Annotated in this window: 26 protein-coding genes; 15 read left to right on the top strand and 11 right to left on the bottom strand. The window is 67.1% G+C overall.

The window, feature by feature from the left end; all coding sequences use genetic code 11:
* Positions 1-13: 13 nt before the first annotated feature.
* Both AB1I47_RS03600 and kbl read right to left on the bottom strand, forming a co-directional pair.
* Complete coding sequence (locus tag AB1I47_RS03600) at positions 14-970, bottom strand: L-threonine 3-dehydrogenase (protein ID WP_354682409.1); 957 nt, start codon at positions 968-970, stop codon at positions 14-16.
* Positions 967-2,169, bottom strand: coding sequence for a glycine C-acetyltransferase (gene kbl, locus AB1I47_RS03595; protein WP_354682408.1), 1,203 nt, complete (start codon positions 2,167-2,169; stop codon positions 967-969). Before kbl ends, AB1I47_RS03600 begins: the two co-directional genes overlap by 4 nt.
* A gap of 99 nt (positions 2,170-2,268) precedes the next feature.
* Between kbl and AB1I47_RS03590 the strand changes: the two genes are divergently transcribed.
* Positions 2,269-2,874 (top strand): helix-turn-helix domain-containing protein, encoded by a 606-nt coding sequence (locus AB1I47_RS03590; protein WP_354682407.1) that lies wholly within the window; start codon positions 2,269-2,271, stop codon positions 2,872-2,874.
* 35 nt (positions 2,875-2,909) lie between these two features.
* Here the strand turns inward: AB1I47_RS03590 and AB1I47_RS03585 are convergent, their stop codons facing one another.
* From AB1I47_RS03585 to AB1I47_RS03550, 8 genes are read right to left on the bottom strand one after another with little or no spacing between them, the layout of a single operon-like run.
* Entirely contained in the window at positions 2,910-4,079 is a 1,170-nt protein-coding gene (locus tag AB1I47_RS03585; protein WP_354682406.1) for a xanthine dehydrogenase family Fe-S subunit, read from the bottom strand.
* Positions 4,080-4,088: 9 nt separating this feature from the next.
* Positions 4,089-4,916 carry an FAD binding domain-containing protein gene (locus tag AB1I47_RS03580; RefSeq protein ID WP_354682405.1) on the bottom strand — a complete coding sequence of 276 codons (828 nt, stop codon included), beginning with the start codon at positions 4,914-4,916 and terminating at the stop codon, positions 4,089-4,091.
* A gap of 3 nt (positions 4,917-4,919) precedes the next feature.
* Positions 4,920-7,292: a xanthine dehydrogenase family protein molybdopterin-binding subunit gene (locus AB1I47_RS03575; protein WP_354682404.1), complete on the bottom strand. Its 2,373-nt coding sequence runs from the start codon at positions 7,290-7,292 to the stop codon at positions 4,920-4,922.
* Positions 7,289-7,915, bottom strand: a complete 627-nt coding sequence (locus AB1I47_RS03570; RefSeq protein ID WP_354682403.1) for an N-carbamoylsarcosine amidohydrolase — start codon at positions 7,913-7,915, stop codon at positions 7,289-7,291. Before AB1I47_RS03570 ends, AB1I47_RS03575 begins: the two co-directional genes overlap by 4 nt.
* Positions 7,916-7,917: 2 nt before the next feature.
* Positions 7,918-8,973 carry a 2,5-dihydroxypyridine 5,6-dioxygenase NicX family protein gene (locus AB1I47_RS03565; RefSeq protein ID WP_354682402.1) on the bottom strand — a complete coding sequence of 352 codons (1,056 nt, stop codon included), beginning with the start codon at positions 8,971-8,973 and terminating at the stop codon, positions 7,918-7,920.
* 15 nt (positions 8,974-8,988) lie between these two features.
* Positions 8,989-9,816, bottom strand: a complete 828-nt coding sequence (locus tag AB1I47_RS03560; protein ID WP_354682401.1) for an alpha/beta fold hydrolase — start codon at positions 9,814-9,816, stop codon at positions 8,989-8,991.
* 9 nt (positions 9,817-9,825) lie between these two features.
* On the bottom strand, positions 9,826-10,578 hold the full coding sequence (locus AB1I47_RS03555) for a maleate cis-trans isomerase family protein (protein WP_354682400.1): 753 nt from the start codon (positions 10,576-10,578) through the stop codon (positions 9,826-9,828).
* A gap of 21 nt (positions 10,579-10,599) precedes the next feature.
* A complete protein-coding gene (locus tag AB1I47_RS03550) occupies positions 10,600-11,562 on the bottom strand; it encodes an amidohydrolase family protein (RefSeq protein ID WP_354682399.1) in 963 nt (320 codons plus the stop codon).
* Between the two features lie 405 nt (positions 11,563-11,967).
* Between AB1I47_RS03550 and AB1I47_RS03545 the strand changes: the two genes are divergently transcribed.
* The 10 genes from AB1I47_RS03545 (at position 11,968) to AB1I47_RS03500 (ending at position 21,950) form a co-directional block, all read left to right on the top strand.
* Complete coding sequence (locus tag AB1I47_RS03545; RefSeq protein WP_354682398.1) at positions 11,968-13,572, top strand: MFS transporter; 1,605 nt, start codon at positions 11,968-11,970, stop codon at positions 13,570-13,572.
* Positions 13,573-13,673: 101 nt separating this feature from the next.
* A complete protein-coding gene (locus AB1I47_RS03540; RefSeq protein WP_354682397.1) occupies positions 13,674-14,891 on the top strand; it encodes an ABC transporter substrate-binding protein in 1,218 nt (405 codons plus the stop codon).
* Between the two features lie 7 nt (positions 14,892-14,898).
* Complete coding sequence (locus AB1I47_RS03535; RefSeq protein WP_354682396.1) at positions 14,899-15,711, top strand: ABC transporter ATP-binding protein; 813 nt, start codon at positions 14,899-14,901, stop codon at positions 15,709-15,711.
* Positions 15,708-16,445 (top strand): ABC transporter ATP-binding protein, encoded by a 738-nt coding sequence (locus AB1I47_RS03530; RefSeq protein ID WP_354682395.1) that lies wholly within the window; start codon positions 15,708-15,710, stop codon positions 16,443-16,445. The genes AB1I47_RS03535 and AB1I47_RS03530 overlap by 4 nt, the downstream gene beginning before the upstream one ends.
* Before the next feature lie 11 nt (positions 16,446-16,456).
* On the top strand, positions 16,457-17,341 hold the full coding sequence (locus AB1I47_RS03525) for a branched-chain amino acid ABC transporter permease (RefSeq protein WP_354682394.1): 885 nt from the start codon (positions 16,457-16,459) through the stop codon (positions 17,339-17,341).
* Positions 17,342-17,370: 29 nt separating this feature from the next.
* Positions 17,371-18,417, top strand: coding sequence for a branched-chain amino acid ABC transporter permease (locus tag AB1I47_RS03520; RefSeq protein WP_354682393.1), 1,047 nt, complete (start codon positions 17,371-17,373; stop codon positions 18,415-18,417).
* A gap of 82 nt (positions 18,418-18,499) precedes the next feature.
* Positions 18,500-18,805 carry a non-heme iron oxygenase ferredoxin subunit gene (locus AB1I47_RS03515; RefSeq protein ID WP_354682392.1) on the top strand — a complete coding sequence of 102 codons (306 nt, stop codon included), beginning with the start codon at positions 18,500-18,502 and terminating at the stop codon, positions 18,803-18,805.
* A gap of 11 nt (positions 18,806-18,816) precedes the next feature.
* Positions 18,817-20,097 carry an NAD(P)/FAD-dependent oxidoreductase gene (locus AB1I47_RS03510; protein ID WP_354682391.1) on the top strand — a complete coding sequence of 427 codons (1,281 nt, stop codon included), beginning with the start codon at positions 18,817-18,819 and terminating at the stop codon, positions 20,095-20,097.
* Positions 20,098-20,109: 12 nt separating this feature from the next.
* Entirely contained in the window at positions 20,110-21,399 is a 1,290-nt protein-coding gene (locus AB1I47_RS03505) for an aromatic ring-hydroxylating dioxygenase subunit alpha (RefSeq protein WP_354682390.1), read from the top strand.
* Between the two features lie 35 nt (positions 21,400-21,434).
* Complete coding sequence (locus tag AB1I47_RS03500; protein ID WP_354682389.1) at positions 21,435-21,950, top strand: aromatic-ring-hydroxylating dioxygenase subunit beta; 516 nt, start codon at positions 21,435-21,437, stop codon at positions 21,948-21,950.
* 39 nt (positions 21,951-21,989) lie between these two features.
* On the opposite strand, the gene AB1I47_RS03495 is transcribed toward AB1I47_RS03500, so the two are convergent.
* On the bottom strand, positions 21,990-22,520 hold the full coding sequence (locus AB1I47_RS03495) for a MarR family winged helix-turn-helix transcriptional regulator (protein WP_354682388.1): 531 nt from the start codon (positions 22,518-22,520) through the stop codon (positions 21,990-21,992).
* A gap of 392 nt (positions 22,521-22,912) precedes the next feature.
* Between AB1I47_RS03495 and AB1I47_RS03490 the strand changes: the two genes are divergently transcribed.
* From AB1I47_RS03490 to AB1I47_RS03475, 4 genes are all read left to right on the top strand, one after another.
* Complete coding sequence (locus AB1I47_RS03490; RefSeq protein ID WP_354682387.1) at positions 22,913-23,122, top strand: hypothetical protein; 210 nt, start codon at positions 22,913-22,915, stop codon at positions 23,120-23,122.
* 110 nt (positions 23,123-23,232) lie between these two features.
* On the top strand, positions 23,233-23,934 hold the full coding sequence (locus AB1I47_RS03485) for an intradiol ring-cleavage dioxygenase (RefSeq protein ID WP_354682386.1): 702 nt from the start codon (positions 23,233-23,235) through the stop codon (positions 23,932-23,934).
* Between the two features lie 284 nt (positions 23,935-24,218).
* The gene (locus AB1I47_RS03480) at positions 24,219-25,346 is read left to right on the top strand and encodes a TRAP transporter substrate-binding protein (protein WP_354682385.1); all 1,128 of its coding nucleotides are present in this window, start codon (positions 24,219-24,221) and stop codon (positions 25,344-25,346) included.
* 25 nt (positions 25,347-25,371) lie between these two features.
* Positions 25,372-25,963, top strand: a 592-nt coding sequence (locus AB1I47_RS03475) for a TRAP transporter small permease subunit (RefSeq protein WP_354682384.1), incomplete at its 3' end; no start/stop codon positions are given.

The following is a 25,963-nucleotide window of genomic DNA, read 5'->3' as shown; positions in this document are numbered from 1 at the left end:
GTGGCAACGGCCCTCAGGCCGCCAGCGTCGTCCTGAGGTTGGCCAGCATGTCAGCGACCATTTCGCTGAGCCCATACTGCGCCTTCCAGCCCCAGTCGGCGCGCGCCACCGTATCGTCGATCGAATCGGGCCAGCCCTGTGCGATCGCCTGGCGATAGTCGGGTTCATAGCGGATCTCGAACCCGGGCACCTGTTCGCGAATCGCCGCGGCGATCTGCGCCGGCGTGAAGGTCATGCCCGCGATGTTGTAGCTGCCGCGCTCGCTCAGCTTGTCGGCCGGCGCTTCCATCAGCTCGATGGTGGCGCGCAGCGCGTCGGGCATATACATCATCGGCAGCGCCTCGTCTTCCTTCAGGAAGCAGGTATAGGGCTCGCCCTTCACCGCCGCGTGGAAGATATCGACGGCATAGTCGGTGGTGCCGCCGCCGGGCGGGGTCTTGTGCGAGATCAGGCCGGGATAGCGCACGCTGCGCACATCGACGCCATGGTTGGCGTGGTACCAGCGGCACCAGCCCTCGCCCGCCTGCTTGGAGATGCCGTAGACGGTAGTGGGCTCCATCACGGTCTGCTGCGGCGTCTGCACTGAAGGCGTGGTCGGGCCGAAGGCGGCAATCGAGCTGGGCCAGAACACGCGCTCCAGCCCGGTCTGGCGCGCCAGCTCCAGCACGTTGAGCAGGCTGGTCATATTGAGGTTCCAGGCCCACTGCGGCGCCTTCTCGCCGGTGGCGGACAGCGCCGCTGCCAGCAGATAGACCTGCGTGATGCCGTGGCGCTCGACCACGGTGGCCAGCTCGCCGCGGTCGGTGGCATTGAGCATCTCGTGCGTCAGGTGGACATGGCGGCCGGTGGGCACCACGTCTGACGTGATCACATTGGTGCGCCCGTAACGCTCGGCCAATGCCAGCGCGAGTTCCGAGCCGATCTGCCCGTTGGCGCCGACGATCAGGATCCTTGTTTTGCCCTCGCTCATCGAATCAGCCCCAGTTCGCGGCCGGCCTGGCCGAAGGCGTCGAGCGCCGCCTGCAGCGCGGCTTCGTCATGCAGCGCGCTCATCTGCACGCGGATGCGCGCCTGGCCCTTGGGCACCACCGGGTAGAAAAAGCCGACCACGTACACGCCCAGCTCCAGCAGCCGCTGCGCGAGCTGCTGCGCCTTGTCGGCGTCGTAGACCATGATCGGGATGATGGGGTGGTCGCCCGCCTTGACGTCGAAGCCCAGCTTGTCGAGCCCGGCGCGGAAGAACCTGGTATTGATTTCGAGCCGGTCGCGCAGCGCGGTGCTGCCTTCCAGGATGTCGAGCACCGCGATCGATGCGCCGACGATGGCCGGCGCGACCGTATTGGAAAACAGGTACGGCCGCGAACGCTGGCGCAGCAGCGCCACCACTTCCGTGCGCGCGCTGGTGAAGCCGCCGGAGGCGCCGCCCAGCGCCTTGCCCAGCGTGCCGGTGATGATGTCGATCTTGCCGAACACGCCGCGCAGCTCATGCGTGCCGCGCCCCCGCGCGCCGAGGAAGCCGGTGGCATGGCATTCGTCGATGCCGAGCAGCGCTCCGTACTCGTCGCAGATCGCGCGCATCTCGTCGAGCCGGGCGATGGTGCCGTCCATCGAGAAAGCGCCGTCGGTAAAGACCAGCGTAAAGCGCGCACCGTCAGCCTGCGCCTGCGCCAGTTGCACGCGCAGGTCGTCGAGGTCGTTGTGCTGGTAGCGGTAGCGGCGCGCCTTGGAAAGCCGGATGCCGTCGATGATCGAAGCATGGTTGAGCGCATCGCTGATGACCGCGTCCTCCGCACCGAGCAGCGTTTCGAACAGGCCGCCGTTGGCATCGAAGGCCGAGCCGTAGAGGATGGTGTCCTCGGTGCCGAGGAAGGCCGACAGCCGCCGCTCCAGCGTCTTGTGCAGGTCCTGCGTGCCGCAGATAAAGCGTACCGAGCTGAGGCCGAAGCCATGCGTGCGCAGCGCCTCGTGCGCGGCCTCGATCACCTGCGGGTGCGACGACAGGCCCAGGTAGTTGTTGGCGCACAGGTTGATGACCTCGCGGCCGTCGGTGGTGCGCACCCGGGCGCCTTGCGGCGTGGCGATCACGCGCTCGTTCTTGAACAACCCCGCGGCGCGGATGGCCTCGAGTTCGGTGCGGATGGATGCATAGAATGCCTCGGCATTCGACATGGCGGCTCCTGTTGGTGTGCAGGCGTGCTAGGATTCGATCGATAAATCGAACGCGTTCTGTATATCGAACGTTTTGCGCAATATAACGAACATCCAGCCATGACGCAAGCCCTTGTCCAGAGCCCGCAAACTTCGCAGGCCGAAGGCCCGCCCGCAGTCGGCATGGCGCTGCAGGCGCTGCGGCAGCAGCAGCGCCTGTCGCTCGACGAGCTGTCGCGCCGCGCGGGGGTATCCAAGTCGATGCTGTCGCAAATCGAGCGCAACCTGGCCAACCCCACCGTGGCCGTGCTGTGGCGCCTGGCCAATGCGCTGGGCGTGAGCCTGACCGACTTTCTCGCCAACGGCGGCGCTGAGCGGCCCGGCGCCGGCATCACCGTGGTCCAGCCCCACGCCATCCCCTCGCTGAAAAGCCCCGATACCCGCTGCGACCTGCGCATCCTCGGCCCGATCGACCTGGCCGGGCGCTTCGAGTGGTACGAGCTGACCATCCAGGCCGGCGGCGTGCTGGCCTCCGAGCCGCACGAAGCCGGCACCCAGGAACACCTGTCGGTACTGAGCGGGTCGATGACGGTGCGCGCCGGCGCCGACGAGAAGAAGCTGCGGCACGGCGAGACCGCGCGCTATGCGGCCGATGTCGCACATGCGATCTCCAATGGCGGCAAGACCACTGCCACCGCACTACTGGTTGTAGTGCATCCGGGCTGACACGGGCAAGGAGCGCGGCAGCCCGGCAGCGCTGTTCAGCGGGCGCCGAACAGCCGCCTGATCCGCTCCCACAGCACGCCGAAGAACATCGCCACGGGGTTCAGGCGGACCACCTGGTTGCGTTCGGCCTCGCTCAGGGTCGGGTCCATCCTGCGCGCCACCGACTTGCCGAAATCGGCAATCATGCGCCGCACGAAATCGCGCACCAGCCCTGAGCGCGAGAACTGCGCCAGCGGTCCTTGCAGCGAATACTGCAGGTCGACCTTCACTTCCGTCTCGTGCGCGGACAGCGCCTTCAACTGGTAGGCGATATCGCCCGCGGCCTTGGAATTGCTGAGCGAGTCCTGGCCGGCGCCCTTCAGCACGCCGCGCCTGAGCGCATCGTCGCGCTGCAGCCGCGCGGCGCCGTCGAACTTCGCCGACATCGGCCCGAACCTGATGGCGATATGGCCCTTGACCTTGTCTCCCGCCACCTCGGTCAGCACCGCGCCCGGCAGGCAGCCCGCCACCGCCGGCAGGTCGGCCATGAAGGCCCACACCGCCTCCTGCGCATACGGCACGGTGAAGCTGCCTTCGATGCGCGACCAGCCCTTGCGGTCGGCCGACCTTTCGGCGTCGGCGCCCGGACTGGCAGCCAGGTGCGGCGCCGTGCCGAGCGCTTCGTCCGCAACGGTGAAGCAGGCGAACGGTACTGCGGCCGACGTGGTGACAGCGGCATGCCGCGCGATCACGCCCGCGGCTTCGCGCCGCGCCTGCAGCACTGAGCGGATGGCGGCGACGATGCCCATATAGCCGGTGCAGCGGCACAGGTTGCCCGACAGCTCGTGGCGGATGGTGGCCTCGTCGGCATCGGGCAGGCGCAGCACGATATCGCGCGCGGTCGCCAGCATGCCCGGCGTGCAGAAGCCACACTGCAGCGCGTGGTGCCGGTTGAACGCCGCGCGCAGGTCGGCCATCACGGCATCGTCCTGGTAGCCTTCGACGGTGACGATGTCCGCGCCATCGCAGGCGGCGGCGAAAGTAATGCATGAGCGCACCGGCTTGTCGTCGACCAGCACGGTGCAGGCGCCGCATACGCCGTGCTCGCAGCCCAGGTGGGTGCCGGTCAGGCGGTGCGTGTCGCGCAGGAAGTCGCCCAGGTGCGTCCGGTCCGCGCATGCGCCGGAAAGCCCGCGGCCGTTGACGGTGAATTGGATGGTCTGCACGGGCGCTCCTCAGTTCAGCATTTGCGTGACGCAGCGCATCACGGCGGTACGGTAAAGCTTGCGGTCGATCGCGTCCTTGTCCGGCGCGGCCTGCGCGACGGCGTCATCCACGGCGCTGGCGGTCAGCGCCGCGGCGCCTTGGGCGGCAACGGCCCGCGTGAGCCCGCGCAGCACTACCGGCGGACCGTCGAGCGCGCCCAGCACGATGCGCGCGAAGCGGCGGCTGGCGTCGAAGTACGCGGCGCAGCTCGCCTCGGCAAACTCGCCGGTCTTGCGGCACAGCTTGTGGTAGCCCCAACGGCTGTGCGCGGTGGCCTGCGGCACCGTCACCGCGGCGATCAGTTCGCCATCGGCCAGCACGGTGGTGTAGGCGCCGATCATGAACGCGTCCATCGGCACCTCGCGCGTACCGCCGGTCGATGCGATCGCGATGCGCGCGCCCAGCGCGCTCATCACCACCACCCAGTCCGCGGCGGGGTCCGCATGCGCAAGGCTGCCGCCGACGGTGCCGCGATTGCGGATCGCGCGGTAGGCGATGCCACCGGCCACGGCCTGCAGCATGGTGCCGCGCAGCGGCGCGAATACGCCGTCCTCGATCTGCGCATGGGTCACACAGGCGCCAATGCGGATGCCGTCGGGAGTCGGCGCGACTTGCCGCAATTCGGCCAGTCCCGACACATCGACCACCGTATCGGGACGGGTCAGCCGCAGGTTCAGCATCGGCCCGAGCGACTGGCCGCCGCCCATGGTCGTGGCGACATCGGTGCCCGCGCCAAGGCGGGCCAGCGCGTCCGGCAGCGAGCCGGGCGCATGATAGGAAAAAGCGACGGCTTTCATCGGTCAGGCTGCCTTCTTGCTTTGCGCGCCGGCTTCTGCCGAGTCCAGCGCTTCCAGGATCTTGCGCGGCGTCAGCGGGGTTTCCTTCAGTTCGACCCCGAAGCCGCGCAACGCGTCGTTCACCGCATTGAAGATGGCCGCCGGCGGCGCGATGGCGCCGCCCTCGCCCATGCCCTTGGCGCCGAACTCCGTATGCGGCGACGGCGTCTCGAAATGATGGATGCGGATCGCCGGTATCTCGGTCGGCCCGGGTAGCATGTAGTCGGCAAGCGTGGACGCGAGCGGCTGCCCGTTGCCGTCATAGTGCATCGCTTCGAACATCGCGGTGCCGATGCCCTGCGCCACGCCGCCATAGGTCTGGCCTTCGACCACCATCGGATTGATCATGGTGCCGCAGTCCTCCACCACCACGTAGTCGAGGATCTCGACATGGCCCGAATCGATATCGACCTCCACCGCGACCGCATGCGTGGCGTAGGTGAAGCTGCCGGTATCGACCGCCGGCTTGAAGCCCATGGTGACCTCGAGCCCCTGGGCGTCGACATCCGGCGGCAGCAGGTGCGGGTTGATGTACCAGGCATTGGCGATGCGCGCGATATCGATGCCGCCGGCATCGCCCGCACTCACCGTGCCCCGTTCAAATGCGACCGCCTCTGCCGGCTGCCCCAGCATATGCGCACCGATCTTCAGCAACCGCGGCAGCAGCGCCTTGCACGCACGCGACACCGCGCCGCCCGACATCACCAGCGAACGCGAGGCATAGGTGCCGGTCGAGAACGGCGTCAGCCCGGTATCGCCGTGCACCACCCTGATCCGCCCGATATCGATGCCGAGGATCTCGTGGGCGATCTGCGCGAAAGTGGTCTCCATGCCTTGCCCGTGCGAATGCACACCGACTCGTACCTCCAACCCGCCGTCCGGCGTGATGCGCACCGTGGCCGAGTCGAAGCCGGGAATCACCGGCGTACCCCAGGCCGCGAACACCGAGGTGCCGTGCGCCGACTGCTCGGTATAGGTACCGAAGCCCACGCCGACATAGCGGCTGCCCTGCGGCCCGGCCTGCTGGCGCGCGCGGATCGCGGGCAGATCGATCATCTCCATCGCCTTGCGCACGCTGGCGGGGTAGTCGCCGCCGTCGAAGTGCTTGTTGGTCACGTTGACGTAAGGCATGGCCTGGGGCGGCACCAGGTTCTCGCTGCGCACTTCCCAGGGCTCGCGCCCCACCTCGCGCGCGATGGCGTCGATCACCAGCTCCATGGCAAAGCAGACGCCGGTGCGGGCCACGCCGCGATAGGGCACGAAGCCCGGCTTGTTGGTGGCTATGCATGCCGTTTCGCAGCGATAACCGTCAAAGGCATAGGGGCCCGGCAGGTTGCCGATCGCCTGGCCCGGCTCCAGCCCGATGGTGAAGGGCCACACCGAATACGCGCCGCCGTCGATCACGATCTTTGCGTCCAGCGCAAGCAGGCGGCCACGGGCATCCGCATACGCCGTCAGGTCGTAGTGATGCTCGCGCGAGTTGGCGCCGGCAGTCAGGTGTTCGCGCCGGTCTTCGATAAAGCGGAACGGCCGCTTGCAGGTCAGCGCGAGCCAGGCGATGCACAGCTCCTCCTGCTGCAGCACGCACTTGTAGCCGAAGGCGCCGCCGACGTCCGGCGCGATCACACGCACGCGCTCCTGCTCCAGCCCCAGGCAGTGGGCCAGGATGGTGCGGATCATATGCGGCACCTGCGTGGCGGTGTAGACCACGAGCTGGTCGAACTGGTAATCCCAGTACGCCAGCACCGCCTTGCCCTCCATCGGCACCATGCACTGGCGCGCCAGGTCGATCTTGCGCTGGACCACCACCGAAGCCTCGCGCTGGCGCGCGTCGAAGTTCTTGTCGAGGTTCAGCGTCAGGAAGGTGTTGTCGCGCCAGTGCTCGTGCACGCGCACTTCGCCGGCGAGCTGGCGGGCCTGGGCCACGTCGGTCAGCGCCGGCAGCTCGTCGAACTCCACCGCCACCTGCTCGGCAATGTCTTCCGCCTCGGCGCGCGTCGGCGCGAAGGCCATCGCCACGGGCTCGCCGACGAAGCGCACCTTGCCGCTGGCCAGCGGCGGCTGCGCCGACGGCTGGTAGGACGGGAACGCCGAGTCGGCCACGATATCGCTGGCCGTGGCCATATCCGCGCGCACGATCACCGCCGCCGCGTGTTGTGCCGGCTTGGTGATCGACAGCAGCCGCGCATGCGCCACGGGGCTGCGCAGGAACGCCACCTCCTGCAGGTCGGGCATGGCGATATCCGCGACAAAGCGGCCCTTGCCATGCAAGTGCCGCGCGTCTTCCTTGCGCGCCACGCGGGCACCGACGCCCTGGTTAGCGATGCCGGCGCTCATGCGCTTACCCCGATCGCCGCCAGCCCCTCTGCGCGCGTGGCAACGGTGGCGTACTTCTGCGCCATATCGAACAGGTTCGCTTCATGCGGGCCGAGCGCCCGGTCGCCGACGCAGTCCGACAGCACCAGCGGCCGGAAGCCGTACTGCATCGCATCCACCACGCTGGCGCGCACGCAGCCGCTGGTCACGGCACCGGCCACCGCCAGCGTGCGCACGCCGCGCTGCGTCAGCCACGCTGCCAGCGCGGTGCCGAAGAACGCCGACGGCACGGTCTTGCGGACCACCAGTTCGCCGGGCTGCGGCGCCAGTTCTTCGACTATGGCGCTGTTGTGCTCGCGCTCCTTCAGGGACAGCATGTTCGGCACCTTCATGGCAAACACATTGTGGTCCGACCCATCCTCCGCAAAGACGATGCGGGTATGCGCGATCGCCCAGCCTTCGCGCCGCGCCACCGCCAGCAGCGGCACGGTATTGGCGATGGCCTCGCGGATATTGCCGCCGCCGAACACCGCCGGATCGGCAAAGCCGTTGACGAAATCCACCACCAGCAGCCCGAACGGGGCCGCCAGCTCCAGTTCGTTGCCGAACCCCTGGCGCTGGTATGCGCCAATCTCCTTGTGCATGGCTACTTCTCCTGCGGGTAGCGGAACCCGTCGGTGACCTTGCCGCGGGTCACCATGTCCACGCCGTCCAGCCGGACGGTGCAGTGGCGCACGGGAATATCGATATGGCAGGCGGTGGTGCGGCTGCCGCCGGCTTCGTTGTTGGGACCGAGCGAGAACAGGAAATTGCCTTCGAAAGCACGCGCATCCATGCCGATGGTGGCCTCGCGATCGTACAGCCCCAGCGTCGACCAGTGCGCGCGCGGCTGCAGTCCCCAGCCGATATGCGAGATGGCATAGGCTTGCGGGTCGTTGAACGACGCCATGTATTCGCTCAGCAGCTCCGCATGCAGTCCGCCTTCGATGCGCGTGGCAAAGCCGCCCTCCACCGTCAGCCGGATCGGCTCGGTGACGTAGCTCTTCTGCGGCAGCAGGATGTCGCCGCGGTCCAGCACGATGGTGCCGTTGGCCCCGCCTTCATTCGGCCACGTCAGCGCGAAGCCGCTGGGCCAGTGGTCCCAGCGGCCGGGCTCGTCGACGAAGCCATACTCGCTGATCGCGGGGAACTCGCCCAGCGGGCAGCGCAGGTCGGTGCCGGCGGGCGACACCACGTGCATCTCCTTCGCGGCCGCGAGCCGCCCGGCGGCGGCCTTGACGCGCTCGCGATCCGCCTCGCAAGGCACCATGCGCGCGAGCACCTCGGGCGGCTCTACCGCCAGCAGGATCTTTGTGCCGCCCTTCAGGATGTCGTGCTGCTCCGGCGAGAACAGCAGCGTCATCAGGTCCAGCACCAGGTCGCTTTCCCTGAGCGCGGCGATCGCCGCGCGGTTGCCCGTCAGCGGGGTCGTGCCCAGGTAGGCCAGCGCATCGCGGCTCAGCGCCTTCTCTCCATTGACCGGCGGCAGGTCGAGCCGGTTGACGATGGCGCCCATCGCCTGCGTGGCGATCAGCGCGGTGGACAGGGTCTGTGGATGGGTGGCGGCGCTGGTCAGGATGGTGACGGTCTGTCCCGGCCCGAGCCGGGACAGCGTCAGTACCTGGCGCCAGGCCTCGATCATCTGGTGGTCACTTACCGGCATGTCGGCTCCTTGCTGTCATTGCGTCAGCGGCGCGCCGAGGAAATCCCCCAGCGCCGCGTAAAAGCCCGCTTCGTCATCCCACGGGATCATGTGGCCGGCGCCGGCGACATGGCTGACCAGCAGATCCGGCAGCAGCGCGCGGATCTCGGCCACCTCCTCCGCGCGCACCACGTCGCCGCGCCCGGCGGTCACCAGCAGCGTCGGCACCGCGACCCTCGGCATGTCCGCATGGATATCGTCGCGATGGAAGTCCTCGAAGCTGCGCACCACGGCATCTTCATTGCAGGTATGCAGCCATTCGGCGCGCAGGCGCAGTTGTGCGTCGGTCCAGGTCGGGCAGAAGCGGCGCATGCCTTCCACATCGATGCCCTGCTGCGCCAGCCGGATCGAATCGACATACCACGGCAGTTGCGCGGGATACGGACGGCGCCCGGGGCCGGACACCGGCGGATCGACCATCACCAGCCGCGCCAGCCCGGCGGGCCGCCCCGCCGCCGCGCGCACGCCGATGCGCGCGCCCATCGAATGCCCGACCACGCTGTATCGCCGCAGGCCCAGCGCTTCGGCAAAGGTGGCCACGTCGCGCGCCTGGGCATCGAGGCCGTAGTCCAGGCCGGCTTCCGCCGACGACAGCCCACGGCCGCGTACGTCGAGGATGTAGGTGTCGAAGCCGGTGCCGAAGCGCTCGCCGACAAAGCCCCACGTGATTGCCGGGCTGGTGATGCCGGGAACGATGATGACGGGATCGCGCGCGGCACGATCGGCGTCGCTGCCGCCATAGCGCAGGTAATGCTGGCGGATGCCGTTGACATGGACATGGCCGCCGTGGAGGAAAGTGGTCATGGCGGGCCCTCAGTAAGCGCCAGACAGCAAGGCCCCGGCGCCGGGCACCACCGGCTCGAGGTCCAGCGCCTTGAGCATGGCGTAGGTCGTGGCGATGGCCGCGGTGATGACCGGCTTGCCCGTCATCGCCTCGACCTTCGCCACCGCCGGCAGCGACGGCATCTGCACGCAGGCGGACAGCACGATGGCATCGACATCCGCCAGGTTCATCTGCGTCACGATGCCCGGCAGCCGCGCCGGATCGTGGCGGCCGACTTCCAGGTTGTCGGGGATTTCCAGCGCGCGGTAGTCGACCACCTCATAGCCTTCGTTGCGGATGTAGTCCACCACCAGCTCTGTGAGCGGCTTCATGTACGGCGCGACCACCGCAATGCGGCGGGCGCCGATCACGCGCAGCGCATCCACCAGCGCGCCGGCGCTGGTGATCACCGGTGCCTCGCCGCCGTTCTCGACGGTGTGGGCCTTCAACCGCTGCTCCGACTTGCGGTGGTAGCCATGCCCCATCGCCATGATCGCAACCAGGCAGGCGTAGCCGAGCACATCGACGCGGGCGTCGCTGAGTTCCACCGCGCAGCGGTCGGACTCGGCATCCATGGCGGCCAGTTCTTCCTTGACCACCTTCTTCATCCGCATGCGGCTGGCGTGGAAGGTGAAGCGCTCCGGACGGATCTGCTGGCGCGCCAGCAGCATGGCGGGAATCTCGGTTTCCATCGTCGTATTGGAGCTGGGAACGATCTGGCCGATGCGAAAGACTTTTTGCATGATGGTCCTTGTTTGGTTCGGTTACAGCTTGAGCAGGCGCCGCGCGTTGCCGTGGCAGACCAGCGCGCGCGTGGTGTCGTCGAGCGGCGCGTCTTCGATGAACTTCGCCGCGACTTCGGTGGATTCGTAGGGATAGTCGACCGAGAACATCACCGCTTCCGGACCAAGCTCGGCAATGGCGCCGGCAAGCGCGCCATGCGAGCACACGCCCGAGGTGGTGATGACGATATTGGTGCCGATATATTCCGAAGGCGCGCGCGCCAGCCGGACGCCGTGCGAATAGACCGCGAAGCGGCTGTCGAAGCGCCAGCGCTGGAACGGCAGGCCCTCGCCCATATGGCCGAGGATGATCTTGAGCCGCGGGAAGCGGTCGAACACGCCGCCAAACAGCAAGCGCAGCGCATGCGAGGCGGTCTCCACGCCCCAGCCCCACGCCGCGCCGGCCAGTTCCGGGTGTCCGGCCAGCACTTGCGGCGGCACGCAGGCATCGGTCGGATGCAGGTACAGCGGCACGTCCAGCGCCTGCATGCATTCCCAGAACGCGTCGTAGGCGGGGTCGTCGTAATAGCGGCCGTGGGTATGGCCGTTCACCAGCGAACCCTTGAAGCCAAGCTCGTGCACGGCGCGCTCCAGCTCGCGCGCGGCCTGTTGCGGGTCATGCATCGGCAGCGCGGCAAAGCCGGCGAAACGCGTGGGGTGGCGCGCGATCTGCGTTGCCAGGAAGTCGTTGCTCTCGCGCGAGCGTGCCACGGCGAGGCGCGCATCGGGCTCGCCCTGCACGCCCGGGCCGGTTTGCGACAGCACCGTGATGTCGATGCCGGCACGGTCCATCTCCGCAAGGCGGTCCTCGTCGAAGTCCGCCAGGCGGCGGCCCAGTTCGGCAAACACCGCCGGATCGATATGCTGGGTGAATGCCTTGGAATAGGCCTGAAAGCCCAGCGTCATGAAATGCTCTTCCAGTGCGATTTTCTTCACTTTGGTCATGCTGGTGGGGGCTCCGGACGAAAGAATCGAATTACTCAGTACACTGATTAGTTTCGGATTCTAGTCAGCGTATTCCGAAAAGTCCATGACGCCGCGCGGAGGGTTAACACCTATAACGATGGCCATAGACGCTCAGTACACTGAGCTCAGATGCTCAGTATGCTGACGATATTAAAAAGGCATTTAAACCGGGTATTCCACGCGGGAGGGACCATCCCTGTCGCGCCAGGACTGGCCCGCATTTTGCTCAGCATACTCGCGCTTCTCATCAGCATACTGACTGATGCACCGCAAGCATGCAGCGCTGCACGCCACAAGGGATCGGAAGGCCCTGGCGAGCAGCGCCGGCACCGCCCGGGACGACCAGACATATAGAGACAACAGCTTCACCAAAGGACCCCCGCCATGACGATCAGCCTGACTCGCGCGGAATCGCGCGCCCCCGCTTCCGGCATGACAGCCGAGGAGCGCAAGGTCATCCTTGCCTCTTCCTTCGGCGCGCTGATGGAGTGGTACGACTTCTACATCTACGCCGCGCTCGCCGTGTACTTCGGCGCACTGTTCTTCCCCAAGGGCAACGAAACCGCCGCCTTCCTCGCCAGCCTGGCCACCTTCGGCGCGGGCTTCCTGATCCGCCCCGTAGGCGCGCTGCTGTTTGGCCGCCTGGGCGACCTGATCGGGCGCAAGTACACCTTCCTGGTCACCATCCTGCTGATGGGGGTAGCTACCGTCGGCGTCGGCGTGCTGCCCACGTATGAGCAGATCGGCATCACCGCCACGGTGCTGCTGGTGGTGCTGCGGCTGCTGCAGGGCCTGGCGCTGGGCGGCGAGGTCGGCGGTGCGGTCACCTATGTGGCCGAGCACTCGCCGGTGCACAAGCGCGGCCTGTACACCAGCTCGCTGCAGACCACGGCCACGCTGGGGCTGCTGTCCTCGCTGTTCGTGGTCTACCTGCTCAAGACCTTCCTGACCGAGGCCGAGTTCCGCGACTGGGGCTGGCGCATCCCCTTCATCGTGTCGCTGGTGATGCTGGTGATCTCGGTCTATATCCGCGGCAAGCTGCACGAATCGCCGGTGTTCGCGCGGATGAAGGCCGCCAATACCACCTCAAAGGCGCCGATCCGCGAGAGCTTCACCAACTGGAAGAACCTGAAGTCGGTGCTGCTGCTGTTCGTGGTGGCGGCCGGCCTGGGCGCGATCTTCGGCACCGGCCACTTCTACACGATGTTCTTCCTCAACAAGACGCTGCATGTGCCGCTGGAAACCGTGCACATGCTGATCGCGCTTGCCCTCGTGGTGGCCACGCCCTGCTACCTGCTGTTCGGCTGGCTCTCTGACCGCATCGGCCGCAAGTACATCATGATGGCGGCCTGCCTGCTGGCGGCAGTGTGCATTCAGCCGGTGTTCAAGGGCCTGACCCATTACGCCAATCCGGCGCTCGAGCAGTTCCAGCAGCAGGGATCGGTGCAGGTGACCGCCGGCGACTGCAAGGCGCGCCTGTTCGGCGAACCGGTGTCGGCCTGCGACAAGATCCGCGGCTACCTGACCGACCTGGGCGTGGGCTACACCTTCGTGCCGTCCGGCAATCCAGAGCAGGCGCAAGTACGCATCGGCGAGCGCACGCTGCAGGGCTTCGACCGCGACGCCATCAAGGGCGCGCTGGTCGCAGCCGGCTGGCCCGAGCGCGCCGACCCGGCGAAGATCAACACGCCGATGGTGTTCGTGCTGCTGCTGGTGCCGATCCTGTTCCTGGCCATGGTGTACGGGCCGATGGCGGCGTTCATGGTGGAACTGTTCCCGGCCAGGGTGCGCTACACCTCGCTGTCGCTGCCCTTCCACCTCGGCGCCGGCTGGGTCGGCGGCATGCTGTCCTTCGTGGTCACGGCAATGAACGTGTCCAGCGGCGACGTCTATTTCGGCCTGTGGTACCCGGTGATCATCGCCGGCCTGGCCTTCGTCATCGGCATGGTGTTCGTGCCGGAAACCCGCGGGCGCGACCTGGCCACCTGAGCCTTCCACCGGCACGGCATGGGACGGCGCAATCCGCCCTTTTTACCGGCCATATATTCAGTATGCTGATTTTATTCCCGCAGACAACCTGGAGCCTTCCAATGTCCACCTCTCGCATTCGCCGCACCGTCGCCGCGTCCTGCGCCCTGCTGGGCCTGGCCGCCGCGACGCCCGCACTGGCCGACGCCAATGGCGTAAAGATCGGCGTCATCACCGATATGTCCGGCTCCTATGCCGACCTCTCCGGCAAGGGCTCGGTGCTTGCCGCGCAGATGGCGGTCGAAGAGTTCGGCGGCAAGGCGCTGGGCAAACCCGTGACGGTGCTGTCCGCCGACCACCAGAACAAGGCCGATATCGCCTCGTCGCTGGCGCGGCGCTGGTTCGATACCGATGGCGTCGACATGGTGATCGACTTCCCCAACTCGTCGACCGCGCTGGCGGTGCAGGAGGTCGCACGGCAGAAGCAGAAGATCGACATCGTTTCGACCGGCGGCGCGATGGCGCTGACCAACCAGAACTGCTCGCCCACCGGTTTCCACTGGGCCTGGGATACGTATTCGGTGTCGTATCCGCTGGTGCGGCGCCTGATCGAACAGGGGCGCAACAGCTGGTACTACATCACCGTCGACTATGCCTTCGGCCAGTCGCTGGAAGCCGACTTCCGCAGGGCGGTGGACGCCGGCGGCGGCAAGAACGTGGGCAGCACGCGGCATCCGCTCAATGCCAGCGACTTCAGCAGCCCGGTGGTGGCCGCCTCGGCGTCCAAGGCCAAGGTGGTGGTGCTGGCCAATGCCGGCAACGACATGATCAACGGCGTCAAGGCGGCCGGCGAGTTCGGGCTGATCAAGGCGGGCCAGACCGTGATCACGCCTTCCACCTTCATCACCGACCTCAAGAGCCTGGGCCTGAACGCGGCGCAAGGCCTGACCTATGTCGACCCGTTCAAGCTCGACCTGGATGCCAGGTCGAAGGACTTCGTCGAGCGCTACTACAAGCGCCACAAGGCCTATCCCACGCACGGGCAGATCGGCGTCTATTCCGGCGTGCTGCACTACCTGAAGGCCGTGGAAGCCGCAAAGACCATCGACGGCCCGGCCGTGGCGGAGAAGATGCGCGCGCTGCCGGTGTCCGATGCCTTCGTGCGCAACGGCAAGGTGCGCGCCGACGGCCGCATGGTGCACGACATGTACCTGGCGCAGGCCAAGACGCCGGCCGAGTCCAAGGGCCCGTGGGACCTGGTCAAGTACATCGGCACCATCCCGGGCGACGAGGCCTTCCGTCCGCTGTCGGCGAGCGAATGCCCGCTGGTGAAGAAGTGAGCGCGCCATGCCTGACACCGATGTAATCCTGCAGACGCACGGGCTGACCAAGGCATTCAGGGGCTTTACCGCCGTGAGCGATGTCAGCCTGTCGGTGCGGCGGGGCTCGATCCATGCGCTGATCGGCCCCAACGGCGCCGGCAAGACCACCTGCTTCAACCTGCTGACCAAGTTCCATGCGCCTTCGTCCGGCTCCATCCACTTCAACGGCACCGATATCACCGCACTGCGGCCGGCGCAGATCGCGCGTATGGGGGTGATCCGCTCGTTCCAGATCTCCGCGGTGTTCCCGCAGCTCACGGTGCTGGAGAACGTGCGCATCGCGCTGCAGCGCGGGCTTGGCACCGCCTGGCATTTCTGGCGCGGCAAGCGCTCGCTGTCGCGGCTGGACGCGCGCGCGATGGAGCTGCTCGATGCGGTCGGCCTGGCCGGCTTCGCCCACCTTGGCACCGCCGAGCTGGCCTACGGGCGCAAGCGCGCGCTGGAACTGGCCACCACGCTGGCGACCGACCCCGAACTGATGCTGCTGGACGAACCGACGCAAGGCATGGGCCATGAAGACGTGGAGACCGTGACCGCGCTGATCAAGCGCGTCTCCGCGGGGCGCACCGTGCTGATGGTGGAGCACAACATGAGCGTGGTGTCGTCGATCGTCGATCGCATCACCGTGCTGCAACGCGGCGCGGTGCTGGCCGAAGGCACGTATGACGAGATCTCGCGCAATCCGCAGGTGAAGGAAGCCTATATGGGAACCACAGACGAATCCGAAGACCATCACGCCGCCGCGGCGGCGCCGCACTCCAGCGCGGAGGCAGCATGACCGCCAGTGCCACCCCTGCGCTCGAACTCCGCGACCTGCACGCCTGGTACGGCGAATCGCACATTCTTCACGGCGTGGACTTGACCGTCAACCCGGGCGAGGTGGTAACGCTGCTCGGCCGCAATGGCGCCGGGCGCACCACCACGCTGCGCGCCATCATGGGCCTGGCGGGCGCGCGCAAGGGATCGGTGCGCGTGCATGGCCGGGAAACCATCGGCATGAAGACGCACCGCATCGCGCCGCTGGGCCTGGGTTACTGCCCGGAAGAACGGGCCATCTTCGCCAGCCTGTCGTGCGAGGAGAACCTGCTGCTGCCGCCTGCATTCCCGGGCGCCCACGGCGCCGTGGGACTGCGCGAGCCGATGACCCTCGGCGAGATCTACGAGATGTTCCCCAACCTGCATGAGCGGCGCAAGAGCCAGGGCACGCGCATGTCGGGCGGCGAGCAGCAGATGCTGGCGGTGGCGCGCATCCTGCGCACCGGCGCGAGCGTGCTGCTGCTCGACGAGATCTCCGAGGGCCTCGCGCCGGTGATCGTGCAGAAGCTGGCGAAGATGATCGCCATGCTGCGCCGCCGCGGCTACACCATCGTCATGGTGGAGCAGAACTTCCGCTTCGCCGCGCCGCTGGCGGACCGCTTCTTCGTGATGGAGCACGGCCGCATCGTGGAGGCGTTCGCGGCCGCGGAGCTCGAACGCAAGATGCCCACGCTCAGCGCCTTGCTGGGCGTTTAAGGAGATTTTCCATGGAATTGTTTGGAGTGCCTCTGCCCGCGCTGCTGAGCCAGTTGCTGCTGGGGCTGGTCAACGGCTCGTTCTACGCGATCCTGAGCCTGGGGCTGGCGGTGATCTTCGGCCTGCTCAACGTGATCAACTTCGCGCACGGCGCGCTGTTCATGCTGGGCGCGGTGCTGGCCTGGATGGGCCTGAACTACCTGGGACTGAACTACTGGCTGATGCTGGTGCTGGCGCCGGTGGTGGCCGGCGCGATGGGCGTGGTGCTCGAGCGCACCATGCTGCGCCACCTCTACCGCTTCGACCACCTGTACGGGCTGCTGCTGACGCTGGGCATCTGCCTGCTGATCGAAGGCGCGCTGCGCTCGGTCTATGGTGTCTCCGGGCTGCCCTATCCCACGCCGCAAGCGCTGTCCGGCGTGAGCCACCTGGGCTTTATGGTGCTGCCCAACTACCGCGCCTGGGTGGTGCTGGCATCGCTGGCGGTGTGCTTCGCCACCTGGTTCATGATCGAGAAGACCCGGCTGGGCGCCTACCTGCGCGCCGGCACGGAGAATCCACGGATGGTCGAGGCCTTCGGCGTCAATGTGCCGCTGCTGGTGACGCTGACCTATGCGTTCGGCGTGGGCCTGGCGGCACTGGCAGGCGTGCTGGCCGCGCCGGTGATGCAGGTGTCGCCGCTGATGGGACAGAACCTGATCATCACGGTCTTTGCCGTGGTGGTGATCGGCGGCATGGGATCGATCCTGGGTTCGATCTTTACCGGACTGGGGCTGGGCCTGTTCGAGGGCATCACCAAGGTCTACTACCCCGAAGCGTCGGCGACGGTGGTGTTCGTCGCCATGGTGCTGGTGCTGCTGGTGCGCCCGGCCGGGCTGTTCGGAAAGGAGAAATGATGGCAAACGGAAAGATGTTGAACGCGGGTATGGCCAACGGAAAGCGCGCAACGTACGTCTATGGCCTGCTGCTGGCAGCCCTGCTGCTCGCGCCCTGGCTGGGCGCCTATCCGGTGCTGGTGATGAAGCTGCTGTGCTTCGCGCTCTTTGCCTGCGCCTTCAACCTGCTGCTGGGCTACACCGGGCTGGTGTCCTTCGGCCATGCGGCCTTCTTCGGCGGCGCCGCGTACGCGTGCGGCTATGCGATGAAGCTCCTGCAACTGTCCCCGGAACTGGGCCTGCTGGCCGGCACGGTGTCCGGCGCGCTGTTCGGCCTGGTCTTCGGTGCGCTGGCGATACGCCGCCAGGGCATTTACTTCGCCATGATCACGTTGGCGCTGGCGCAGATGTTCTACTTCTTCTGCCTGCAAACCCCGGCCACCGGCGGCGAAGACGGCTTGCAGGCGGTGCCGCGCGGCAATCTGTTCGGCGTGCTGCCGCTGGCGTCGGACCACGCCATGTACTACGTCGTGCTGGCGATCACCGTGGCGGCCTTCCTTGCCATCATGCGTATCGTCAATTCGCCGTTCGGGCAGATCCTGGCCGCCATCAAGGAAAACGAGCCGCGCGCCATCTCGCTGGGCTATGACGCGGACCGCTTCAAGCTGCTGGCGTTCGTGCTGTCAGCCGCGCTGGCCGGGCTGGCGGGTGCGCTCAAGACCCTGGTGCTGGGCTTTGCCACGCTTACCGACGTGCACTGGATGATGTCGGGCACGGTGATCCTGATGACGCTCGTCGGCGGCATGGGCACGCTGTCCGGTCCGATCGTCGGCGCGCTGGTGATCGTGGCGCTGGAGAACAAGCTGGGCGATGCGGGCAACGCCCTGGCAGCCATCACCGGCATCGGGTGGTTCGATACGCTGGGCGAGTCGGTCAGCATGGTGACCGGGCTGATCTTCGTGGTGTGCGTGCTGACGTTCCGGCGCGGCATCATGGGCGAGATCCAGGCACGCTGGCAGGCCCGCCCGCGGCTGCAGAACGCGATGCCGGCCGCTGCGCGGGCACAGCCGGGTGCCGCCAGTCCCGAGCAGGGTTAACCAGAATTCATCCGCCCCAAAACATCAGTACACTGACCTTATATATTCAGCATACTGACAAATCAGACTCACGGAGATTGCCATGGCATGGATTGAAATCGATGCGGCGCAACAGTTGCAAAACGATGAGGTAATGCCGCTGACCCTCGGCGACCGCCAGCTCGCCGTCTTTCGCAGCGACGACGAGTACTTTGTCACCGACAACGTCTGCACGCACCAGTACGCGCTGCTGTCCGACGGCTACCTGGAAGACGGCTGCATCGAATGCCCGCTGCACCAGGCACGCTTCGACATCCGCTCCGGCAAGGCCATGTGCGCGCCGGCCACCAGCGACATCCGCACCTACCCGGTCAAGTTCGAAGACAGCCGGGTCTGGGTCGAGCTGTGAAGGAGCCGAGCATGTCACAAGACGCGCCCATCCTGATCGTCGGCGCCGGCCAGGCCGGCGCGATGGCCGCGGCCGAACTGCGCAGGCTGGGCCATGGCGGCCGCATCGTCATGGCCGGCGCCGAGCGCCATGCGCCGTACGAACGCCCGCCGCTGTCCAAGTCCGTGCTGGCCGATGGCGGGCAGGATGGCAGGATCGGCGTGCATCCGGCCGGCTTCTATGCCGGGCAGGAGATCGAGCTGCGCCTTGGCACCACGGTCACCGCGCTGGACCCGGCGCACAACATCGCGCGCTGCGCCGACGGCGAAGCCATCCACTACGCCGCCTGCCTGCTCGCCACCGGCGGCAATGCACGCGTGCTGCCGCCGCTGCCGCCGGGCACGCCGCATGTGCACTACCTGCGCACCCTCGACGATGCCGCCCGCCTGCGCGATGCGATGCAGCGGGCCGGCGCGGTGGTGGTGATCGGCGGCGGCTTCCTCGGCCTGGAAACCGCCTCCACTGCCGCGGGAATGGGGCTGCGTGTCACGCTGATCGAAAGCGCCGACCGGCTGCTCGGCCGCGCGCTGCCCCCTGAACTGGGCGCCTGGCTGGCGCAACGCGTGCGTGCGCAAGGTGTCGCGTTGCGGATCGGTTGCGGCATCGCCGCCTTCGTGCCGCAGGCCGATGGCGTGCAGCTGCGGCTCGATGACGGCACGGCATTGCACGCGCCGCTGGTGGTGGTCGCGATCGGCCTCACGCCCGAGGTGGCGCTGGGTGCCGCGGCCGGCCTGGCGCTGCACCCCGCCAACGGCGGCATCCTGGTCGACGAAGAGGGCCGCACCAGCGCTGCCGGCATCTATGCCGCAGGGGACTGCTGCAGCCAGTACCAGCCGCAGTTCGGCGCGCACGTGCGGCTGGAGTCCTGGCAAAGCGCCAACGAGCAGGCCCGCATCGCCGCCGCGTCCATGCTGGGAATGCAGGCTGAGCCTGCCGCCCTGCCATGGTTCTGGACCGACCAGTTCGGCTGCAACCTGCAGATGCTGGGCGCCGCCGATCCCGCCATCCGCTATGCGTGGCGCGGCGTCTCCGACAGCGATGCGCCCGCGCCGAAGTTCATGCTGCTTGGGACCCGGCACGGCCGGCTGTGCCACGCCATTGCCATCAACGCCGGCGGCGACCTGCGCCAGTTGCGCGCGCTGTTCGGCCAAACCGTCGAAGGCATGCTGCCGCGCCTGTGCAACGACGCGCTGCCGCTGCGGCAGCTCGTGCGCGATATCCAGGCGCAGGCAGCCAGCCCCACCCCACTCTGAAAGGAACCCCACATGTACCAGACACAAGCGGTGATCCAGCACACGCTGGGCAGGAAAGACGCAGGCCTGGCCCAGTGCCGCTGGCCCGAAGACGCGCTGCACTACATCCCGGACTGGGTCTACACCAGCAAGGAGGTGTATGACCTCGAGCTGGAGAAGATCTTCCGCGGGCGTTCGTGGAACTACGTCGCGCTCGAGGCGGAGATTCCCGACGCCGGCGACTACAAGCGCTCCTATGTCGGCGCGACGCCGGTGGTGGTGTCGCGCGCGCAAGACGGCTCGGTCAATGTCTTCGAGAACCGCTGCGCGCACCGCGGCGCCGAATTCTGCCGCCACAACCAGGGCAATGCGAAGGAATTCGTCTGCCCGTATCACCAGTGGTCCTATGACCTGAAGGGCAACCTGCAGGGGGTGCCGTTCAAGCGCGGCGTCAACCGCGCGGGCGGCATGCCAAAGGATTTCCGCAACGAGGACCACGGGCTGGTGAAGCTGAACGTTGCCACCCGCAACGGCGTGGTCTTCGCCTCGTACGCGGCCGACATGGAAAGTCTGGAGGACTACCTGACGCCGGAGATCCTCAAGGACTTCGACATCGTCTTCAACGGCAAGCCGCTCAAGGTGCTGGGGTACTACAAGAACGAGCTGCCGTGCAACTGGAAGATGTACCACGAGAACTTGAAGGACCCATACCACGCCACGCTGCTGCACTCGTTCCTGGTGGTGTTCGGCCTGCTGGTGGCGGGCAATGAGAGCGCCATGATCGCCGACCCCGTGCACGGCCGCCACGGCACCATGGCGTCGGCGAAGAAAGAAGACAAGTACGCGGCCGTCAGCGACGAGAACAAGAAGGAGATGCGCTCCTACCACGAAGGCATGCGGCTGGAGGACGAGCGCTTCCTGGAGTATGTGCGCGAGTTCGACTCGCCCTGGTCGGTGACGATGCAGACCATCTGGCCGAACCTGATCGTGCAGCGCGAAATGAATACGCTGGGCGTGCGCCAGATCGTGCCCAACGGGCCGGACAGCATGCTGATGCTGTGGACCATGTTCGGCTACGAGGACGATACCGACGAGATGACGCAGCACCGCCTGCGCCAGGGCAACCTGATGGGCCCCGCCGGATTCCTGGGGCTGGAGGACAACGAGGCGATGAAGTTCGTGCAGGAAGGCGTGCGCCGCTCCAGCAGCGACGTCAACGTGCTCAAGCTCGATCCGGCGCAGGTGGGCACCTCCAACTCCCTGATCTCCGAATCCGCCATCCGCGCGATGTACCAGTACTACCGCCGCGTGATGGGGTTCTGAACGGCGGCCAACGGGAATCCCCAAAAATGAAACCGATGAACTATTCCCTCTATCGAGAGAGCACCCTCGGCGCCGCGCGCGCCATCGAGCTGCGCCTGGAGATCGAAGCTTTCCACGCCGACTACTGCGCGGTGCTCGACGCGGGGCTGGTCGAGCAATGGCCGCGCTTCTTCACTGCGGACGCGCTCTACCGCATCACCGCGCGCGAGAATGCCGAGCGCAACCTGCCGGTGGGACTGGTCTACGCCGAAGGCATCGGCATGATGCGCGACCGCGCCGCGGCGATCGCGAACACGCAGATGTTCGCGCCGCGCTACAACCTGCACCTGGTGACCAACACGCGCGTCAGCGACGAAACCGCCGACGGCGATATCGTGGCGCAGGCCAACTTCATGCTGCTGCAGACGCTCGTCGAAGGCGCCACCACGATCCACCTGGCCGGCACCTACCACGACCGCTTCCGCCGCCACGGCGGCAGGCTGCTGCTGCGCGAGCGGCAGGTGGTCTACGACACCACCATCATCGCCAACGACCTGGTCTATCCGGTCTAGCGCGCTGGCGCACGGCGGGCCTTGCGCCCGCCGTCGCGCTTACATGCTGCGCAGCACCGTACGGCTGTACTGGTTGTTGGCTTCCACCAGCGTTGCCAGCAGTTCCATGAACACTTCGCGCTGCGCGGGCTTCAGCGGCGCCAGCATGCGCTCCTGCGCGCGCGCCATGTCCGCGCGCAGCGCGGTGACCACGCTCTTGCCTTCCCGCGTCAGGTGCACGTGGCGCGTGCGCCGGTCGGCGGGGTTGTCGCGGCGCTCTACCAGCCCGCGCTCTTCGAGCCGGCGCACCACGTCGGCGGTCGTGGTGCGATCCAGGCCGACCTCCTGCCCCAGCGAGGTCTGGTCCAGTCCCGGCAGCACCGACAGCACGGTCAGGATGGCATATTGCACCGGCGTGATATTCGGCGACTTGCACTCCTCGAAGAACATGGCGACGTGGATCTGGTGCAGGCGCCGCACCAGGAACCCGGGACGCGCCCACAGCAGTTCTTTGGCCGGATCGGCTTCCGGCGCGGGCTGCCCCGCACTACCCACGTCGCTCGTTGCGTTGCGTTTCGCTCTTGGAGACATCGGTTTCACCAATTTGTATGCACACTGACAGTATACAGGAGGCATGCACGAACGAATCCACATCGCTGCATTGCAGCGACGTTGTACGCCCGAGGAAACAATGGCCATCGTCGTGTCATCTGCGAGGTCCAGTATCGGGGTTGCAGACCACGCAAGCGCGAGCCATGATGGAATGACAGCGCGCCGCACGGAACCGCGCCGCCCCGGCGGCGTCCAACAGGCTAGTCGTCGGGAACAGCGCGCCGCGCCGCGGACCTTTGCCGCAGTGCGCCATGGCGCGCGGTGGGTGCGCATCGATGTGTCGCGTTGTTCCCCCGGACGGCATTCCGCGCACGCGCTGCAGTGCCGCGCAACCTCCCCCAGCAAACGCCCCCCTGAACAAGGAGACGAACGTGCTGAGCCCGCATGAACTTGCCACGCTGCTATTGTTGAGCGATGGCCCGGATTCACTGGATTCCACCGATTCACGCCAGATCGATCCCGTCGACCTTAAAGCACTGGTCGAGAAACAACTCGTACAACTTGAAGTCCTGCACGGCTGCCGGCAGGAACCGCGCATTACCAGCCACGGTTACTCGATGCTGAAGGCGATGAGACGCTGATTTGCGGCGTCCCGCGCCGGACTGCAAAGATCTGGCGGCAGGCCAGTGCGGGAGAATCTCGGGCAGCGTTACGCGCCGCAAGGCGCACCCGCAACGCAACGGAGCCCACGATGAACGTGCGCCCTGCCGCTGGCGCTGTCGATACAGCGCACGCCGACGCGGCCCGCCGCCGCTTCCTGCTTGAGCTGGGTGGCTGGGTGGCCGCCGCCGGCGTCGCGCCGGGCGATGCCTTCGCCGCGCCCGCGGCCTGCCTGCTGACGCCCGCCGCCACCGAAGGCCCCTTTTATCTTGACGATGCGCTGCTGCGCGCGGACCTCCGCGATGGCCGGCCGGGCCAACCGCTGCGGTTGCGCCTGCGCGTGGTCGATGCGCAGCGCGGCTGCGCGCCGGTGCCGGGTGCGCTGGTCAGCATCTGGCATTGCGATGCGCAGGGCCGATACAGCGGCACGGGCAGTGAAACGGCCAGCCGCGCGGAGCGCTTCCTGCGCGGCGTGCAGCCCACCGGCGCCGACGGCGTCGCCACGTTCACGTCGATCTATCCCGGCTGGTACGCGCCGCGCGCGATCCATATCCACTTCAAGGTGCTGCTCGGCCAGGCCGAAGCGCTGACCAGCCAGCTTTACTTCAGCGATGCCATGAACCGCGAGGTGCTGGGCAGCCATCCGGCCTACCGCGCGCATGGCGTGCCGACGCGCGCCACCGCGCAGGACGCCATTGCCGGCCCGCGTCCCAATTTGCTGCGCGTGCGCCGGCTGGCCGATGCGCCGGAATGGCTCGAGGGCGAATTCACGGTGGGCATCGCGCGCGCCTGACCGCGGGGCCTGCTGCGCCGTCCGCGCCAAAGTGCGTGAGCCCACACCGCGCGGGTATTCCCTAGATTGTGGTTCTCCGTGCCTTTCCTACCATGAAGGGAATCAGGGACCACCCGAGCGGCCGCGCGGCCCAGTGCTCGTAGTGTTCGGCCGCGCTGCCACATCCGGTCCCGCGCTTTCCGCTTTCCCGACTCTTCCGGTGTTCGCGTCAGATGGCGAGCCGGCCAACGGCCGCCAGGCCAGCCCCTCACGGGTTGTCACATACTTAGCAAACGGAGACAGACATGGCATCCAGGACGAGGAAAACTGGCGTTTCCCGGCGCGGCTTCCTTGGCGGCGCCGCAGGGGCGGCGGCAGGCGCAGCGACAATGGGCTTTCCGGCGATCGTCAAGGCGCAGGGGCCGGTCACCATGCGCTGGCAGAGCACCTGGCCAACCAAGGACATCTTCCATGAGTTCGCCGGCGACTTCGTCGCCAAGGTGAACGCCATGTCGGGCGGCGACCTGAAGATCGAGCTATTGCCCGCGGGCGCGGTGGTCAAGGCCTTCGACCTGATCGATGCGGTCAGCAAGGGCACGCTGGACGGCGGCCACGGCGTGATCGCGTACTGGTACGGCAAGAACTCGGCGCTGGCGCTGTGGGGTTCCGGACCGGCGTGGGGCATGGACCCGAACATGCTGCTGGCCTGGCACAAGTACGGCGGCGGCAAGGAACTGCAGCAGGAGATCTACCGCAGCCTGAACCTGGACGTGGTGTCGTTCCTGTATGGGCCGATGCCGACGCAGCCGCTGGGCTGGTTCAAGAAGCCGATCACCAAGCCGGAGGACTTCAAGGGGCTGAAGTTCCGCACGGTGGGCTTGTCGATCGATATCTTCACCGGCCTCGGCGCCGCGGTGAATGCGCTGCCGGGCGCGGAGATCGTGCCGGCGCTGGACCGCGGGCTGCTCGACGCGGCGGAGTTCAACAATGCCAGCTCGGACCGCGCGCTGGGCTTCCAGGACGTGTCCAAGGTCTGCATGCTGCGCAGCTTCCACCAGCCCTCGGAGCAGTTCGAGATCCTGTTCAACCGCAAGCGCTATGACGCGTTGCCGGCCAAGCTCAAGGCACTGATCGCCAACGCGGTGGAGGCGGCGTCCGCGGATATGTCGATCAAGGCGATCGACCGCTATTCCAAGGACTACCAGGCGCTGCAGCAGCAGGGCGTGAAGTTCTATGCGACCCCGAATTCCGTGCTGCAGGCGCAGCTCAAGGTCTGGGACGAGATAGTAGCGCGCAAGGAAAAAGAGAACCCGATGTTCAAGAAGGTCAATGACTCGATGAAGGCGTTCGCGCAGCGCGCCACGCGCTGGCAGAACGACACCAACGTCGATTTCCGGCTGGCAACGAGCCACTACTTCTCCAAACGCACCTGAGCCACGCCACGCCGGGGGCCATATCGTGCAACGCCTGCTGCTTGGCATCGACCGGATCAGCACCTTCGTCGGCCAGGCCGGTGCGTGGCTGATCATCGCGCTGACGCTGATGATCAGCTACGAGGTGTTCTCGCGCTACGCCCTCGGCGCGCCGCACGCGTGGGTGTTCGATGCCAGCAATATGCTGTACGGCACGCTGTTCATGCTGGCCGGCGCCTATACGCTGGCCAAGCGCGGCCACGTGCGCGGCGACATCCTCTATGGCTTCCTGCCGCCGCGGATGCAGGCGTCGATCGACCTGGTGCTGTACCTGGCGTTCTTCTTCCCCGGCGTGATCGCGCTGGCCTGGGCCGGCATCGATTTCTTCCAGGTGTCGCTGGCGCAGGACGAACACTCTTCCATTGCAGCCGACGGCCCGCCGATCTATCCGTTCAAGGCGGTCATTCCGGTGGCCGGGGCGCTGTTGCTGCTGCAGGGCGTGGCCGAGACCATCCGCTGCATCGTGTGCCTGCAGCGCGGGCACTGGCCGCTGCGCGAGGGCGACGTCGAGGAAGTCGATGTCGACAAGCTCAAGGAGATGGTGCAGGGAACACCTACGGCCGAAATGGTCGAGGCTC

Origin of the sequence: Cupriavidus necator (genome assembly GCF_040578825.1) — a bacterium.
Lineage (GTDB): Bacteria > Pseudomonadota > Gammaproteobacteria > Burkholderiales > Burkholderiaceae > Cupriavidus > Cupriavidus necator_E.
This window is presented reverse-complemented; position numbering and strand designations above follow the sequence as displayed.